Here is a 14,743-nt window from a genome sequence, read left to right on the forward strand (position 1 = left end):
TTGCTCGCCCTCTACAAAATACCTTATGCCTGCTCCATCGTACACATCAGCGGGTGCTGATGCTTGCGTGCATATTGATTTACCTGCATTACTTTCGTCTCTGCTATCTCAGCAGTGAAAATGCCGCACACGGCTTTTCCTTGATAATGAACGGTCAGCATAAGTTGGTTGGCTTTCTCAGCGTCCATATTGAAAAACTGCATGAGTACCTCAATGACAAAATCCATTGGTGTATAGTCGTCATTGTTCAACAACACTTTATACATGGGAGGCGGCTGCGGCTTTTGTCGCTGCGCGTCTTTCTGTTTTTCCTTTTCGATACTAATAGCGTTGTCTTTACTCATAACTTAATAATAGTGGTTTCATGACAGATATGTGTACAAACTTTTGAATAAATTTATTCACATTTGTCCTTGACATAATATGGTTAAAAAATCTACATTTTGATAGTGGCCTTGAGTATGAAATTTCATAAACGGTCTGGCCACTGTGTCTCTGGATCTATAATGGGGGCATATACGTGTGAGTTCAAGGATTAAGAGGAAGTCGAAGTATGGCGGTTGGCAAAGTTAAATGGTTTAACAACGCGAAAGGTTTTGGGTTTATCGTACCAGAGGACGGTGGTGAAGATATTTTTGCTCATTACTCAACGATTCAAATGGAAGGTTATCGTTCGTTGAAAGCAGGTCAGGAAGTAACGTTCGAAGTACAGCAGGGCCCTAAAGGGCTGCACGCTGAGAACATTGGCTTCAAAGAAGAACCTGAGCGTTAAGAAAGAATTTTAAAGGCCTGGCTTTCTAAGCCGGGCTTTTGCTTTTCTGTCACCCTATTTATGGCGTTTTTAAGTGCCACAGGTTCTGTTTGCTCTAAATTTCCCTATCAGCATTATCTACTTCGATGTTCATTTTGGTAGTTATTAAATTAAATTTAATTGCACTCGTTTGATGATTGCTACCTAACGTCGCTCAAAAAAAGTACGCAAGTCAACCAATATAAGTAAAATCAGATAAAGCGTTTACTGCAATTACAGTACGTTTAAATGACGTGTGCGTATATTTTCATATAAGTTATCAAAGGTTTTTGTTGGAAATAAAAAACCCTGCGGTTTTTAACCGCAGGGTTTTCATAGTTTTTCTGCAATACTTTGCAGTGAGCATGACTACATTACGTTAGTCATGAACTCAGTAGCTATTAAGCTTCAAGAATAGCTTTTAATGTCTTGCTTGGAGACATAGTAGCAAAAAGCTTGTCTTCATCTGGGTAGTAGTAACCGCCAATTTCTTGCGCACTACCTTGTGTTGCATCAATCTCAGCCAAGATGTCATCAACCTTCGCTGATAACTCATCATACATAGGCTTGAACTGCGCTGCTAGCTCAGCATCTTCTGTTTGGTTCGCCACTTCTTCTGCCCAGTATAAACCTAGGTAAACGTGGCTACCACGGTTATCTAGCTGACCCGCTTTACGAAGCGGCGATTTACCGTTGTTAAGCAGTTTTTCTGTAGCTTTATCAAGCGCTGTAGCAATCACTTTTGCTTTTGTATTGCTGTGTTTAATAGCAACATCTTCAAGCGATACCGCTAGTGCAAGGAATTCACCAAGTGAATCCCAACGCAGGTGACCTTCCTCAACAAATTGCTGAACGTGCTTAGGAGCACTTCCGCCTGCGCCTGTCTCATAAAGTCCGCCGCCCGCCATCAATGGAACAATTGACAGCATTTTAGCGCTCGTACCAAGCTCTAGAATTGGGAACAAGTCAGTCAGGTAGTCGCGAAGTACGTTACCGGTTACTGAAATAGTATCTAGACCGCGAATTGCACGTTCCATGCTGTAACGAATAGCGCGAACAGGAGACATAATTTGAATGTCTAGGCCATTTGTATCGTGGTCTTGAAGGTATTTTTCAACTTTCTTGATAAGTTGCGCATCGTGAGCACGTTCATCGTCTAGCCAGAATACTGCCGGCATGCCAGATTGGCGTGAACGCGTTACTGCTAGCTTAACCCAATCTTGAATAGGTGCATCTTTTACCTGACACATACGCCAGATATCACCTTCTTCAACATCGTGAGAAATAAGTACATTGCCGTCTTGGTCAACAATTGACACTGTACCGTCTGCTTCTAGTTCAAACGTTTTGTCGTGCGAGCCGTACTCTTCTGCTTTTTGCGCCATTAGACCAACGTTAGGTACCGTACCCATAGTGGTTGGGTCAAACGCACCGTGTGTTTTACAGAAGTTGATAACTTCTTGATAAATGGTTGCATACGTACTTTCAGGAATTACTGCTTTAGTATCGTGCGCCTTACCATCTGGACCCCACATCTGACCAGAGTTACGAATCATTGCAGGCATAGATGCATCAACAATTACGTCACTTGGTACATGAAGGTTAGAGATACCTTTGTCAGAGTTAACCATCGCAATTGGCGGACGGTCTGCATAACATGCGTTGATATCTTTTTGAATTTCAGAACGCTGACTTTCAGGCAGACTTGCGATTTTGTCGTAAACGCTGCCAAGACCATTGTTTGGATTAACACCAAGCTCTTCAAACAGGTCACCCCATTTGTTGAATAGGTCTTTATAGAATACTTTTACGCAGTGACCGAATACGATTGGGTGAGACACCTTCATCATGGTCGCTTTTACGTGTAATGAGAATAGAACGCCTGTGTTCTTCGCATCTTCGATTTGCTCTTCGAAGAATTCGCAAAGCGCTTTTTTGCTCATGAACATGCCGTCGATAACTTCGCCAGCAAGCAGATCTACGCGAGGCTTAAGCGTTTTCTTGCTTCCATCTTTGCCTGTAAACTCAATGCTAACGTGGCCGTCTTTTTCGACGGTCACTGATTTCTCGCCAGAGTAAAAGTCGCCACCGCGCATGTGCGCTACGTGCGAACGAGACGCTTGAGACCACTCACCCATTGAATGCGGGTGCTTACGGGCATAGTTCTTAACCGCTGTCGGTGCACGACGGTCTGAGTTACCTTCACGCAGTACAGGATTTACCGCACTACCCAATACTTTACCGTAGCGCTCGCGAATGTCTTCTTCTTCAGCTGTTTTAGGTGAATCAGGGAACGCTGGAACGTTAAAGCCTTTGGCGTTTAGTTCTTTAATTGTTGCACGAAGCTGTGGAATTGAGGCACTGATGTTTGGAAGCTTGATGATGTTAGCATTTGGGTCTTGGGTCATCTCACCCAGTTCAGCTAGCGCGTCTGGCACTCTTTGTTCTTCAGAAAGATACTCAGGGAAATTTGCCAATACACGTGCAGCTAGCGAGATATCGCTCAGTTCAACGTCAATATCTGCGGCCGCAGCAAACTTCTGGATAATAGGAAGCAATGAATAAGTCGCCAGCATTGGCGCTTCATCAGTCTTCGTGTAGATGATCTTAGACTTGGTCATTATATACCTCAATTTTGTCGGCAGCGTACTACCGTTTTTAGTCCATTGGGTCGCAACAACTCGCAATATATTTATATTGCGCCCATAGTCATTGCGATACGTAATTGATGCTTTCCACTAAATACCTTTGGTGTTTAAACCCTCAGTACCTAGCCACTTGCTGTTTTCGTCGTCGTACTTTACTACGCTCCATTCTATCGCTGCTTCACGTCTCATGTGTGCCAATTCTGGCGCGTGAAACGTGGTTCCCTACCGATAACTGCTTAATAAACGTACGAATGCTCAGCCTTATAGTATCGACTGCGTCCATTAGTATAGGGTCGAAAGTTTCAGTTACAAGTCATACCATTGTCTTAACATATAAGATCACCGAATTTATCGACAAACTCTGCATTTTGCGACTTCTGCAAGCCGTCAGATTTCTGTGCGCAAAAACTCATGAGTGCATGTTAAAATAGGTACGTTCTTGGTTAATATTCGGTAATTTAAATGGCTTCACCTTCCACAGTAATTTTGTTTAATAAGCCTTTTCAAGTGCTCTCTCAGTTCACCGATGCAGACGGCAGAGAAACGTTGAAAGACTACATTGATGTGCCTGATGTATATGCTGCTGGACGGTTAGACAGAGATTCTGAGGGCCTGTTGGTTTTAACTAATGACGGTAAACTTCAGCACAAGTTGGCCCACCCGAAAGCGAAAACGAGCAAGACTTACTGGGTTCAAGTCGAGGGCATTGCTGATGATGCGGCAATAAACGCCCTAAGAAATGGTGTTGAACTCAAAGACGGTATGACCCGCCCAGCCAAAGTTAAACGCATGGACGAACCCGCCGTTTGGGAGCGCAATCCCCCAGTAAGATTTCGACAGTCAATTCCTACAAGCTGGCTTTCCATCACAATAAGCGAAGGTCGAAATAGGCAGGTACGCAGGATGACCGCGCATGTGGGCTATCCCACTTTGCGTTTAATTCGCTACCGCGTAGGAAACTGGACGATCGACGGAATTGAAAATGGAAAATACATTTCTTTTTAAGTAAAGAGATAACATGTGAATTACCCTGCGTAATCTGTTAAAATCCGCGACCTCAAAACGGGCGCTAGCCAAAACACTTAAAACGTTAATCGTTAGTAGGCTTTTTTGTGACTTGAAAATGCTAGTTTGGCCCTTACTTCTCAATTCCTTTTAATTTAATGAGTGTGCAATACGTAGTGAGTGATATTGATTCTAACGCAAGCAAGAAAGTAATCGTCGGTATGTCCGGCGGCGTCGATTCGTCTGTTTCAGCCTATCTGTTACAACAACAGGGTTACCAGGTTGAAGGTCTTTTCATGAAAAACTGGGAAGAAGACGACAATGATGAATACTGTGCTGCTGCGGAAGATTTAAAAGATGCTCAAGCCGTTGCCGACAAGCTTGGTATCGAGCTACACACTATTAATTTTGCCGCAGAATACTGGGACAACGTGTTCGAATACTTCTTAGAAGAGTATAAAGCCGGACGCACGCCAAACCCAGATATCATGTGTAATAAAGAAATTAAATTTAAGGCATTTTTAGAATTTGCTGCCGAAGATTTAGGCGCTGACTACATTGCGACGGGTCACTATGTACGTCGTCGTGAAGTAGATGGCAAATGGCAAATGTTACGTGGTTTAGATAACAACAAAGACCAAAGCTATTTCTTGTATACGCTGGGTGAAGAGCATGTTGCTAAAACGCTATTCCCCGTGGGTGATATCGAAAAACCTCTAGTACGTAAAATTGCTGAAGAGCAAGATCTAATCACCCACGATAAGAAAGACTCAACAGGTATCTGTTTTATCGGTGAACGTAAGTTTAAAGACTTTTTAGCCCGTTATCTTCCTGCTCAGCCGGGAGTAATTGAAACAGCGGAAGGCGAAGAAATTGGTCAACACGAAGGCCTTATGTACCATACGCTAGGACAACGTAAAGGATTGCACATTGGTGGTCTTGCTAAATATGGTGACGAGCCATGGTATGTGGTCGATAAAGACGTTGCGCGAAATGTACTTATCGTAGGTCAAGGTGCTAACCACCCCCGCTTATACTCAAAAGGCTTGGTGGCAAAACAACTGCATTGGGTCGACAGACAAACCATTACTGAACCAATGCGTGCCGTTGTTAAAACCCGTTACCGTCAGGCTGATATTCCGTGTACTATTTCGCCAACTGGCGAAGACACAATCGAAGTGATTTTCGACGAGCCTCAAAAAGCAGTAACCCCAGGGCAATCTGCAGTATTTTATGCAGATGAAGTTTGCCTAGGTGGCGGTATCATAGAGAGCTATATCCGTTAATGTTAGACGCAGACATTGAAAACAATTTAGCACTTGCTGGTGTATGCCAAGCTGCAGCTTTAGTTCAGCAGCTTGCGCGCCGAGGTAGTGCAGATAACGAAGCAATAGAAGCAAGCCTGTCGAGCATTCTGGTAACCGACCCTGAAACACCTCAGCAAGTCTTTGGTAAACTGGATAATCTTAAACTTGGGTACACTACCCTTGCCACGCAACTATCTGACAAGCAAGCAACAAAAGATACCGAGCTTACTCGGTATGTCGCAAGCATATTGGGGTTAGAACGAAAATTAGCGAAAAAGCCAAAGGCCATGCAAGAACTCGCTGAACGCATCTCGCATGTACAACGCCAACTCGCCCACATCGATTTTCAAAACCCACAAATAGTGTCATCTCTTGCAAGTATTTACAGCGACATTATTAGTCCTCTTGCCCCTCGCATTCAGGTAGCAGGTAACCCTGACTATCTCAGCCAACCCGCAACGCAACACAAAGTACGCGCTATACTTTTAGCTGGCGTAAGAGCGGCGGTGATGTGGCGTCAAATGGGCGGCAAACGAAGAAATATTCTTTTTAAACGCAAACACATTCTAAACAGTGCCGTTAAGGCGCTACGATTAATAAACTAGTGAGGAGCTTTAAGGTGGAACTGAGTCAGTTAACTGCAATTTCCCCTGTCGATGGTCGATATGCTGGCAAGAGCGTAGAATTACGTAGCATTTTCAGCGAGTACGGCTTACTTAAATACCGTGTAGAAGTAGAAGTACGTTGGTTACAAATGCTCTCTACTAACCCACAAATTGAAGAAGTTCCTGCCTTTTCTGATACCTCAAATGCGCTATTAGACAGCATTGTAAGTGAGTTCAGCGTCGACGATGCAATGCGCATCAAAGAAATTGAGCGTACAACTAACCACGACGTTAAAGCCGTAGAATATTTCCTTAAAGAAAAAGTAGCTGATAACAGCGAACTGTCAGCGGTAAACGAATTTATTCATTTCGCATGTACGTCTGAAGATATTAACAACCTTTCACACGGATTAATGCTTCGCGAAGCACGTGAGACAGTAATTCTACCCTACTGTGATAAGCTGATTGACGCATTGATTGAACTTGCAAAGCGTTATCAAAACGTGCCTATGATGGCCCGTACCCACGGCCAACCAGCTTCGCCTACCACAATGGGTAAAGAAATGGCTAACGTGGCTATTCGCCTTAAGCGTCAGCGCAGTCAAATTGCTAACGTTGAACTACTAGGTAAAATTAACGGTGCAGTCGGTAACTATAATGCCCATCTATCTGCTTACAAAGATATTGACTGGCACGGCGTTTCAGAGCGTTTTGTCACTTCATTAGGCCTAACGTGGAACCCGTTTACCACACAAATTGAGCCGCACGATTATATTGCTGAAATGTTTGACGCCATCGCGCGCTTCAACACCATTCTTATCGACTTTGATCGCGATGTATGGGGTTATATTGCGCTTGGTCACTTCAAGCAAAAAACCGTTGCTGGCGAAATTGGTTCTTCAACCATGCCACACAAGGTTAACCCGATTGACTTTGAAAACTCTGAAGGCAACTTGGGTCTGGCTAATGCCATATTTGACCACCTTGCGGCAAAACTACCGGTTTCTCGCTGGCAGCGTGACCTTACCGATTCAACTGTACTGCGCAATTTAGGCGTAGGTGTTGGTTATGCGGTAATCGCGTATCAAGCTACTTTAAAAGGTATTAGCAAGCTTGAAGTTAATGAAAAGAGCCTTCTAGACGAGTTAGATAACAACTGGGAGCTACTTGCAGAGCCAATCCAAACCGTTATGCGTCGTTATGGAATTGAAAAGCCATACGAAAAGCTGAAAGAATTGACGCGTGGTAAAAAAGTAAACGCAGAAATCGTCGCTGAGTTTATCGATAATCTTGATATGCCTGAAGCGGCAAAGATAGAACTTAAAGCGCTTACACCAGCAAGCTATATTGGCGATGCAATTAGGCTGGTAGATCAGTTATAAAGCCAACGTAATATTAGTACATTGAAAACGCGGTCATTGAGCCGCGTTTTTTTTATATGTGCAGAAGGTGTTGCACCAGAACAGGTGAAGAACAAATGATGGATTTAACGCAAAAGGAAATGGGTTATGGTATGGCAAGAAAAAAGGAATACCGAGCAGTCACACAAACGCTATTTTCACCTCAGTAATGCCGTCGTCATCTTTTGCGATATATCAGGTTTTCAGGGGCTTAATTTACGCTATGGCGACGAAAGTACGTTTGCTATTGTCACGACCTTATTTTCAAAATTTGAACGCATTGCTCGTTTCTACCATGTTCACCCAGTTAAGACCAACGGTGATCAGTTCATTGGGCTTTGCTTAAACTCGTACGCTGAAGGTCCGTTCATTACACAGACAGGAATTGAGCAAAAGCAAAAAGGAAGTGAACGCGCGCTATTATTTGCAAAATCAATGCAATCCATTTCAAGCGAGCACATACATTTAACCAATCTAAATTGCGGTTTAAGAATAGGCATCGCCCAAGGCAATGTATTACTGAGTGAAAGTTTGCTTAATGCAGGCGCTATAGACATATGGGGAAATACGGTTAATCGTGCCGCTATGTTAGAGCGGCATACACAAGTAAATTCAACGGCTTTAGATAAGCGCGCGATGGCATCGCTACCCTGCGTTCAATCTGCTGAGCTTAATGAAACCCCGCTAAACACCAAGATTGGCACAGTAACAGCCTACTGCTACCAACACGTTAAAGCCCCCTCTCCCTCAAACATTGATATAAAAAACATTTTAGGTAAAGCCTCCAATGACTCAACCACTACATGTAGACCTTGCATGACTGGAAAATACCGCGTGTATCACTGATAATACATCGCTTATCGAGCCCACCTTTGAGACTACATGAACGAATACTACCTTGACCATTTCAACGCAGAGCGTTTTCTTGCAGAGTACTGGCAACAAAAGCCTGTAGTACTAAAACGATTCTTTGAGGCGTTTGAAGATCCGATCGATGAAAATGACCTAGCAGGTTTAGCCCAAGAAGCCGATGTTGATTCTCGTATTGTGAATAACATTAGTGGGAACTGGCACGTAGAACAGGGTCCGATAGATGACTTTGAGCGCCTATGCAAAGGGAAATGGACGCTTCTGGTACAAGGCGTTGATAAATACATACAAGACGTAGCGCCAATTCTTACGCCCTTTTCTTTTATTCCTCACTGGCGACTAGACGATTTAATGGTGAGCTATGCGACAGAAGGCGCTGGCGTTGGTGCCCATATTGATCAATACGATGTATTTTTAGTACAAGGTAAGGGTAAGCGACGCTGGCGCGTGGGTAAGCCCGGCAATTATGAAGAAGTGTTTCCTCATCCTAAATTGCGCCAAATTGAGGGTTTCGATCCTATTATCGATGTTGTTGTTGAGCCAGGCGATGTCGTTTATATACCAACAGGCTGGCCTCATGACGGACAAACCATTGAAGACAGTTTGACCTATTCTGTAGGCTATCGCGCACCTGATAACCTTCAACTCGCAGAAAGCTTAGCGATGATGTTAGACAAAGGTGAGCATAACATTCGCTTTTCTGATCCAAATCGAGCAACGCAATCAGCACCTTTCGTTGTGTCACCTCACGATGTGGCTGCGCTAAAGCTACAACTCATTGAAGCAATTAACAGCGAAGGCTTTACGAGAAGCTTGCTAGAAGCAATGAGCGAGCAAGGTATACCCGAATATCCGCTAGAGCCAGAAGTATCTCTTGAACAAGTATCTAATGAGTTTGCTGCCGGCATTAGCTTTGTGCCTGCTGCCGGAGTAAGGGCATTGGTGAGTTATGGTAAGCAAGGTATGCCAAAGGCATTATTTGTAAATGGTACGCAGTTTGACTTTTCCAGTGCAGATCGAGAGTGGTTTGAAGCGCTTGCAAGCGGTGACGTGTTGAACGCTACCGTTTGCGAAGAAGCCCCCTCTTTTACATTTTTAGAAACCTTGACTACACTCATAAATAACGGTTATTGGGAATGGTTTGAGGAATAGTTATAGCCTATGGCGTTCACGGTCATAAGTGTCGACTGGGAAAAGGATAAACATCGACTTAAAGCACTGAGGGAGCATGTTTTCGTCTTGGAATGGCGAGTGCCTGAGGCCAGCGAGTTTGACGAGCAGGATGATTCTGCTTGTCACATTCTTATTTTAAGTGATAACGATGAACCCATTGCTACAGGTCGCTTGACCAAAAAAGGCGAACTGGGACGAATTGCAGTAAAACGCAATCACAGAACGCTTCCCGTCTACCGCGCCTTATTCGCCGCACTTCTTAGCGCTGCCAAACAAAATGATGTCCCTATCATAAAAGTCATTTGTAACTTAGATAGCGTTTCTTACCACCGTTCCATCGGGTTTATCCCAGACGGACAAGTATTTATGGACGCTGGCGTGCCACGCCAGCGTTTAAAGTGTTCCGCCGAGCGTTTTCCTTTACCCGACGTAACACAACTTCACTGACCCTTACAAAAAGCGAACTATACTTGCTCTTGAGCAGCCCATAACTCATCGTAGCTTTGAATACGATAAAGGCCTTCAGCACGGGTTTCTAGCATCGACGCCAGATCATTCGCCGCTTTATCTGTAGGAGAACTTGCGCGTAGGTTAGCGGCTTTCATTTGCCACATCATAGAAAAGTACTTAATGGCTTCTCGTGCATTTGGCGCATTGCCCTCTTGTGTAAAGTCCGCCGGTAAATCGCCGCTCATTACCCAATACTTTTTGTTATCTTGTGCCTTAATTTTCCATACCGCTACGTAAGGAACAAGGTAGCGACTTTCAGAGGCCACAACAGTATCAAATAAAACGCCATTTTCGGCGAGGTGTTTGTTAGCACGCTGAAACTGCTCTCTCACCCACTCGGCACGTTGCTCTTCGCTAATTTGTTGGTTTTGAGGTTCTGCCATGTTCACTCTCTTTCTTATAGTTATACATTTGAGCAATCGCTCTATATTTTAGATAGCGCTATTTCTTTCAGTATTCTTGAACAGAATCGATACAACTGCGCTTAATTTGCTTACTGTCTTTGTACTTCATTTCGAAGCGCTGATCTAGCGATAAACAGAAAAGACGGTGATTATACACGCCAAATGCACAATTATTCATCAATACGCTGATGGTTAAAAAAGTGCGGGGTTGAATACTTTGCTTTATTACCTCGTTGCAACACGATTGCATCGAAAACACCATGCATAGACAAATTTTTACATTTTAAAAGTTGGTTTTATCGCAACATTCAACCATTATACTTAGGGAGTCGTGCTCGTAAGTAAAGACGTTTACGCCAAAACCAACACGCTGAAGCATCGAATATATGGTATCGGATATATAACACTGACTATGTAGTATCGAATACGTTTAACAAGTACCAACAGTATAAGAGGCAAGATAACAATGCGAACAATTAGACTAACATTAGGTGCACTTTTGCTCGTTAGCGGTATTGTTTTAACACTCCTTCCCGGCTCAATCTTACTGGTCATTAGCGGCCTAGTTCTGCTTAGTTACGATTGGCCAAGAGCCCGCACTTGGCTCAAGTATAGCCAACGAACGATGACAACAGGCGCACGAAAATTAGACCGTTTCTTATTGATGAGAAAACTACGCTAATTCCAAAGGCCTTGTTATTGCAGGGCCTGCACTTCAATACAAATAATAGCTCTATTGGAATTAGTTCCAGCACAATAAACTCACACCAATAATACTCCATCATCATCGCACTAAGCGTTAAATCAAAAACCGTCGCAACTGTTAAGCATTTAAGCTTAAGTCAATGCACATGGCTGTTTCACGTGTTAACGTAAACAAACGCTAAACTGTGTTGACCTTTGCGATACGCTTTTTAAAACAACGGTTAATACTCTTTAGTTAATTGAAGCCTTAAATAACAATAATAGTGGCTCCTGCACCATGAGTGCATCAAGCATAAAACAGGCAAATGTAGTCTTTAGCGCATGGCGCACAATATTGTTGTGCAGCTTGAGTAGGTCATGAACTATCGATTACCTATGGAGACAAGACCATGATCACGTTTACCGTAAATGGCATCAAACACGAGTTTTCTGGTGATTCGTCCACACCAGTATTGTGGTACCTGCGCGACGAACTCAATTTAACAGGCCCCAAGTTTGGATGCGGTATGGCTCAGTGCGGCGCATGTACCGTGCATATTGACGGTGTGGCCCAGCGCTCCTGTGTATTACCCGTTTCTGCGGTTCAAGGCAGAAACATTACTACGATTGAAGGGTTAAGCGAAGACGGTGACCACCCTGTTCAACAAGCATGGATAGAGCACAAAGTCCCTCAATGTGGTTTTTGTCAATGCGGCCAAATAATGCAAGCCGCAAGTCTGCTAGCGTCAAATCCAAACCCAACCGACAAAGAAATTGTGCAGAACATGTCGGGTAATATTTGCCGCTGCGGTACCTATCCGCGTATCCATAAAGCGATAAAATCGGCAGCTAAATCTATGTCTGCGAACGCAGGAGTTAACTACTTCACTCCACAACGTGCGGGAGAAGAAGTATGAAGACTACCACCGCTTACTTTGATATGAATCGTCGTGGCTTTTTAAAGTCCAGCGCTGCGGCTGGCGCGCTTGTGTTGGGCACTTACTTTATGGGCAGCACATCGCGGGCTATGGCGGGTGTATTAACTAAGCCATCTGACAATGCTGTGCGAGCAAACCTGTTTGTTGCCTTGCGTCCTGATGGTATGGTTGAAATAACCTGCCACCGCTCAGAAATGGGACAACAAATTCGTACTGCCATTGCACAAATTGTTGCAGATGAAATGGAAGCAGCATGGGACAAGGTTATTGTCATCCAAGGCAAAGGTGACCCTGCTTATGGAGATCAGAATACCGACGGTTCGCGCAGTATCCGTTTCAACATGCAACGCCTAAGAGAAATGGGTGCAAGCGTGCGCTATATGATGCAACATGCCGCAGCAAAACGCTGGGGAGTAGATGCCGACACTTGCGTTGCCAAGCAACATGTTGTCACACATAGCTCTGGAAAAACGCTAGACTACAAAGACCTAATTTCAGACGCACTGAGCATAACACCCCCACCGGCTGCTGAGTTATCGCTCAAAGCCCGTAGCGAGTGGCGTTACATCAATACAGGCATGGCCCACGTCGACCTTAAAGACATAGTAACTGGAAAAGCCACATTTGCCGCTGATGTTCGTGAACCCAAAGCACTAATTGCCATTATTGAGCGCCCTCCTGTTGTAGGTGGAAAAGTTAAAAGCGTTGACGCAACTGCGGCAAAGGCCATAAAAGGTGTTGTTGACGTTATAGAAATTCCATCGCCTAAAGGTGCTCCGCAGTTTCAGCCTAAAGGTGGCGTTGCAGTTATTGCTAAGAACACGTGGGCTGCGTGGCAAGGTAGAAAAGCGCTTAATGTCACTTGGGATGATGGCGCAAATGCCAGTTACAATTCCGAAGAATTTAAAGCGCAGTTAATTGCTACGGTAAACGCGCCACAAGCCCATGTGCGTGAAAAAGGCGACGCCATAGCGGCGCTTTCAAAGGCTACCGATAAGCTGGTGGCTGATTATTATGTTCCCCATTTGGCACAGGCGCCAATGGAACCCCCTTGCGCAACAGCAATGTACTACCCCGACCGTGTAGACGTATGGGCAGCGACACAAAATCCGCAAGCCGACATGGAAACAGTGGGTGCTATGGTTGGCATGGATAAAGCCAACATCAATGTTCACGTTACGATGTTAGGCGGCGCTTTTGGACGAAAATCAAAACCAGACTTTTCTGCCGAAGCAGCTTTTCTTTCAATGAAGACAGGCGCACCCATTCGCGTTCAGTGGACACGAGAAGACGATATTCAACACGGTTTTTATCACGCAGTATCCGCGCAGCATGTTGAAGCGGCATTGGGTGATGATGGCAAAATTGATGCGTATCTCCACAGAACAGCCTTTTCTCCCATTGCCTCAACATTCCAAGAAGGTGCTAATGCACCGTTTAGCTTTGAACTAGATTTAGGCTTTACGGACAATCCAATATTAACACCCAATATGAAATTAGAGCGCGGAGAAGCGCCAGCCAGGGCGCGTATTGGCTGGATGCGCTCGGTATCGAATATTTTCCACGCGTTTGCCGTTCAGTCATTTATTAATGAAGCTGCTCACAAGGCAGGCAAAGACAGTAAAGACTACTTGCTAGAAGTCATTGGTCCAGATCGCATTATTGATGTAACGGAGCAAAATGCTGAGTATTTGAATTACTGGGGCGACAAAGCAGTGTATCCACTCGATACTGGACGTTTGCGCAATACTATTGAGACGGTAGCCAAAATGGCAAACTGGGGGCGCAGTATGCCAAAAGGTCGAGGTTTAGGGATAGCGGCTCACCGCAGTTTCTTAACTTATGTGGCCACGGTAGTTGAAGTTGAAGTATCTGAAACGGGTGATTTGGACGTCATTAAGTCATGGGTTGCTATTGATGCAGGAACCGTTGTTAATACTGACACGGTAAAAAATCAAACCCAAGGTGGTTCGGTTTACGGTATTACCACAGCAATTAGCGACGGCATAACCTTTGATAAAGGCCGTGTTCAACAAAGTAACTTTCACAATTACCGCGTGCCAAGAATGAGCGACTCTCCGCTAGAGGTGGATGTGGAAATAATTAAAAGCGATGCGCCCCCAGCAGGGGTTGGTGAGCCCGCCACCCCGGTGTACGCGCCGGCGTTATGCAATGCGATTTTTGCCGCATGTGGTAAGCGTATTAGACAACTACCCATTGGCAATCAGCTCAAAGCATAATGGTGTACAATGTGCTAACACATTGAGAGCAAATAGCTGTTGAATGAAATGAAAAGGGAGGCTTAAAGGCCTAATGCCGTTCACTTAAGGTGAGCGGCATTTTTCTTTCTGCTGTATCGCTGTGGTCTCTTCTTAACTGTTCGGGGGAAGCTGCGTTCTCGCCGTGGAG

At 44.5% G+C, this 14,743-nt stretch carries 14 protein-coding genes; 11 read left to right on the plus strand and 3 right to left on the minus strand.

Annotated elements, in window-relative coordinates; genetic code table 11:
* Positions 1 to 23: 23 nt before the first annotated feature.
* Positions 24 to 344, minus strand: coding sequence for an ATP-dependent Clp protease adapter ClpS (clpS, locus tag LHL20_RS14095; RefSeq protein ID WP_014949331.1), 321 nt, complete (start codon positions 342 to 344; stop codon positions 24 to 26).
* 209 nt (positions 345 to 553) lie between these two features.
* On the opposite strand from clpS, the gene cspD reads away from it, so the two are divergent.
* Positions 554 to 772 carry a cold shock domain-containing protein CspD gene (cspD, locus tag LHL20_RS14100; RefSeq protein ID WP_014949330.1) on the plus strand — a complete coding sequence of 73 codons (219 nt, stop codon included), beginning with the start codon at positions 554 to 556 and terminating at the stop codon, positions 770 to 772.
* Between the two features lie 419 nt (positions 773 to 1,191).
* On the opposite strand, the gene LHL20_RS14105 is transcribed toward cspD, so the two are convergent.
* On the minus strand, positions 1,192 to 3,411 hold the full coding sequence (locus LHL20_RS14105; protein WP_226433751.1) for an NADP-dependent isocitrate dehydrogenase: 2,220 nt from the start codon (positions 3,409 to 3,411) through the stop codon (positions 1,192 to 1,194).
* A 489-nt stretch (positions 3,412 to 3,900) separates the two neighbouring features.
* Here LHL20_RS14105 and LHL20_RS14110 point away from each other — a divergent pair, with 489 nt between their 5' ends.
* The 7 genes from LHL20_RS14110 (at position 3,901) to LHL20_RS14140 (ending at position 10,245) form a co-directional block, all read left to right on the plus strand.
* Positions 3,901 to 4,443 (plus strand): rRNA large subunit pseudouridine synthase E, encoded by a 543-nt coding sequence (locus tag LHL20_RS14110; RefSeq protein WP_202261646.1) that lies wholly within the window; start codon positions 3,901 to 3,903, stop codon positions 4,441 to 4,443.
* Positions 4,444 to 4,601: 158 nt separating this feature from the next.
* Complete coding sequence (gene mnmA, locus LHL20_RS14115; RefSeq protein WP_226433752.1) at positions 4,602 to 5,729, plus strand: tRNA 2-thiouridine(34) synthase MnmA; 1,128 nt, start codon at positions 4,602 to 4,604, stop codon at positions 5,727 to 5,729.
* Positions 5,729 to 6,355, plus strand: a complete 627-nt coding sequence (gene hflD, locus LHL20_RS14120) for a high frequency lysogenization protein HflD (protein ID WP_202261647.1) — start codon at positions 5,729 to 5,731, stop codon at positions 6,353 to 6,355. The genes mnmA and hflD overlap by 1 nt, the downstream gene beginning before the upstream one ends.
* 14 nt (positions 6,356 to 6,369) lie before the next feature.
* Positions 6,370 to 7,737 (plus strand): adenylosuccinate lyase, encoded by a 1,368-nt coding sequence (purB, locus tag LHL20_RS14125; protein ID WP_226433753.1) that lies wholly within the window; start codon positions 6,370 to 6,372, stop codon positions 7,735 to 7,737.
* Positions 7,738 to 7,863: 126 nt separating this feature from the next.
* Entirely contained in the window at positions 7,864 to 8,601 is a 738-nt protein-coding gene (locus tag LHL20_RS14130) for an adenylate/guanylate cyclase domain-containing protein (RefSeq protein ID WP_226433754.1), read from the plus strand.
* A 36-nt stretch (positions 8,602 to 8,637) separates the two neighbouring features.
* Positions 8,638 to 9,777, plus strand: a complete 1,140-nt coding sequence (locus LHL20_RS14135) for a JmjC domain-containing protein (RefSeq protein WP_226433755.1) — start codon at positions 8,638 to 8,640, stop codon at positions 9,775 to 9,777.
* Positions 9,778 to 9,786: 9 nt separating this feature from the next.
* Entirely contained in the window at positions 9,787 to 10,245 is a 459-nt protein-coding gene (locus LHL20_RS14140; protein ID WP_226433756.1) for a GNAT family N-acetyltransferase, read from the plus strand.
* Positions 10,246 to 10,262: 17 nt separating this feature from the next.
* On the opposite strand, the gene LHL20_RS14145 is transcribed toward LHL20_RS14140, so the two are convergent.
* Entirely contained in the window at positions 10,263 to 10,691 is a 429-nt protein-coding gene (locus tag LHL20_RS14145) for a DUF4826 family protein (RefSeq protein ID WP_226433757.1), read from the minus strand.
* 487 nt (positions 10,692 to 11,178) lie between these two features.
* Between LHL20_RS14145 and LHL20_RS14150 the strand changes: the two genes are divergently transcribed.
* The 3 genes from LHL20_RS14150 (at position 11,179) to LHL20_RS14160 (ending at position 14,574) form a co-directional block, all read left to right on the plus strand.
* Complete coding sequence (locus LHL20_RS14150) at positions 11,179 to 11,394, plus strand: PGPGW domain-containing protein (protein WP_159625820.1); 216 nt, start codon at positions 11,179 to 11,181, stop codon at positions 11,392 to 11,394.
* Positions 11,395 to 11,806: 412 nt separating this feature from the next.
* The gene (locus tag LHL20_RS14155; protein WP_226433758.1) at positions 11,807 to 12,313 is read left to right on the plus strand and encodes a (2Fe-2S)-binding protein; all 507 of its coding nucleotides are present in this window, start codon (positions 11,807 to 11,809) and stop codon (positions 12,311 to 12,313) included.
* Positions 12,310 to 14,574 (plus strand): xanthine dehydrogenase family protein molybdopterin-binding subunit, encoded by a 2,265-nt coding sequence (locus LHL20_RS14160; protein WP_226433759.1) that lies wholly within the window; start codon positions 12,310 to 12,312, stop codon positions 14,572 to 14,574. The genes LHL20_RS14155 and LHL20_RS14160 overlap by 4 nt, the downstream gene beginning before the upstream one ends.
* Positions 14,575 to 14,743: the final 169 nt, after the last annotated feature.

Source organism: Alteromonas sp. McT4-15 (genome assembly GCF_020515205.1).
Taxonomy (GTDB): domain Bacteria; phylum Pseudomonadota; class Gammaproteobacteria; order Enterobacterales; family Alteromonadaceae; genus Alteromonas.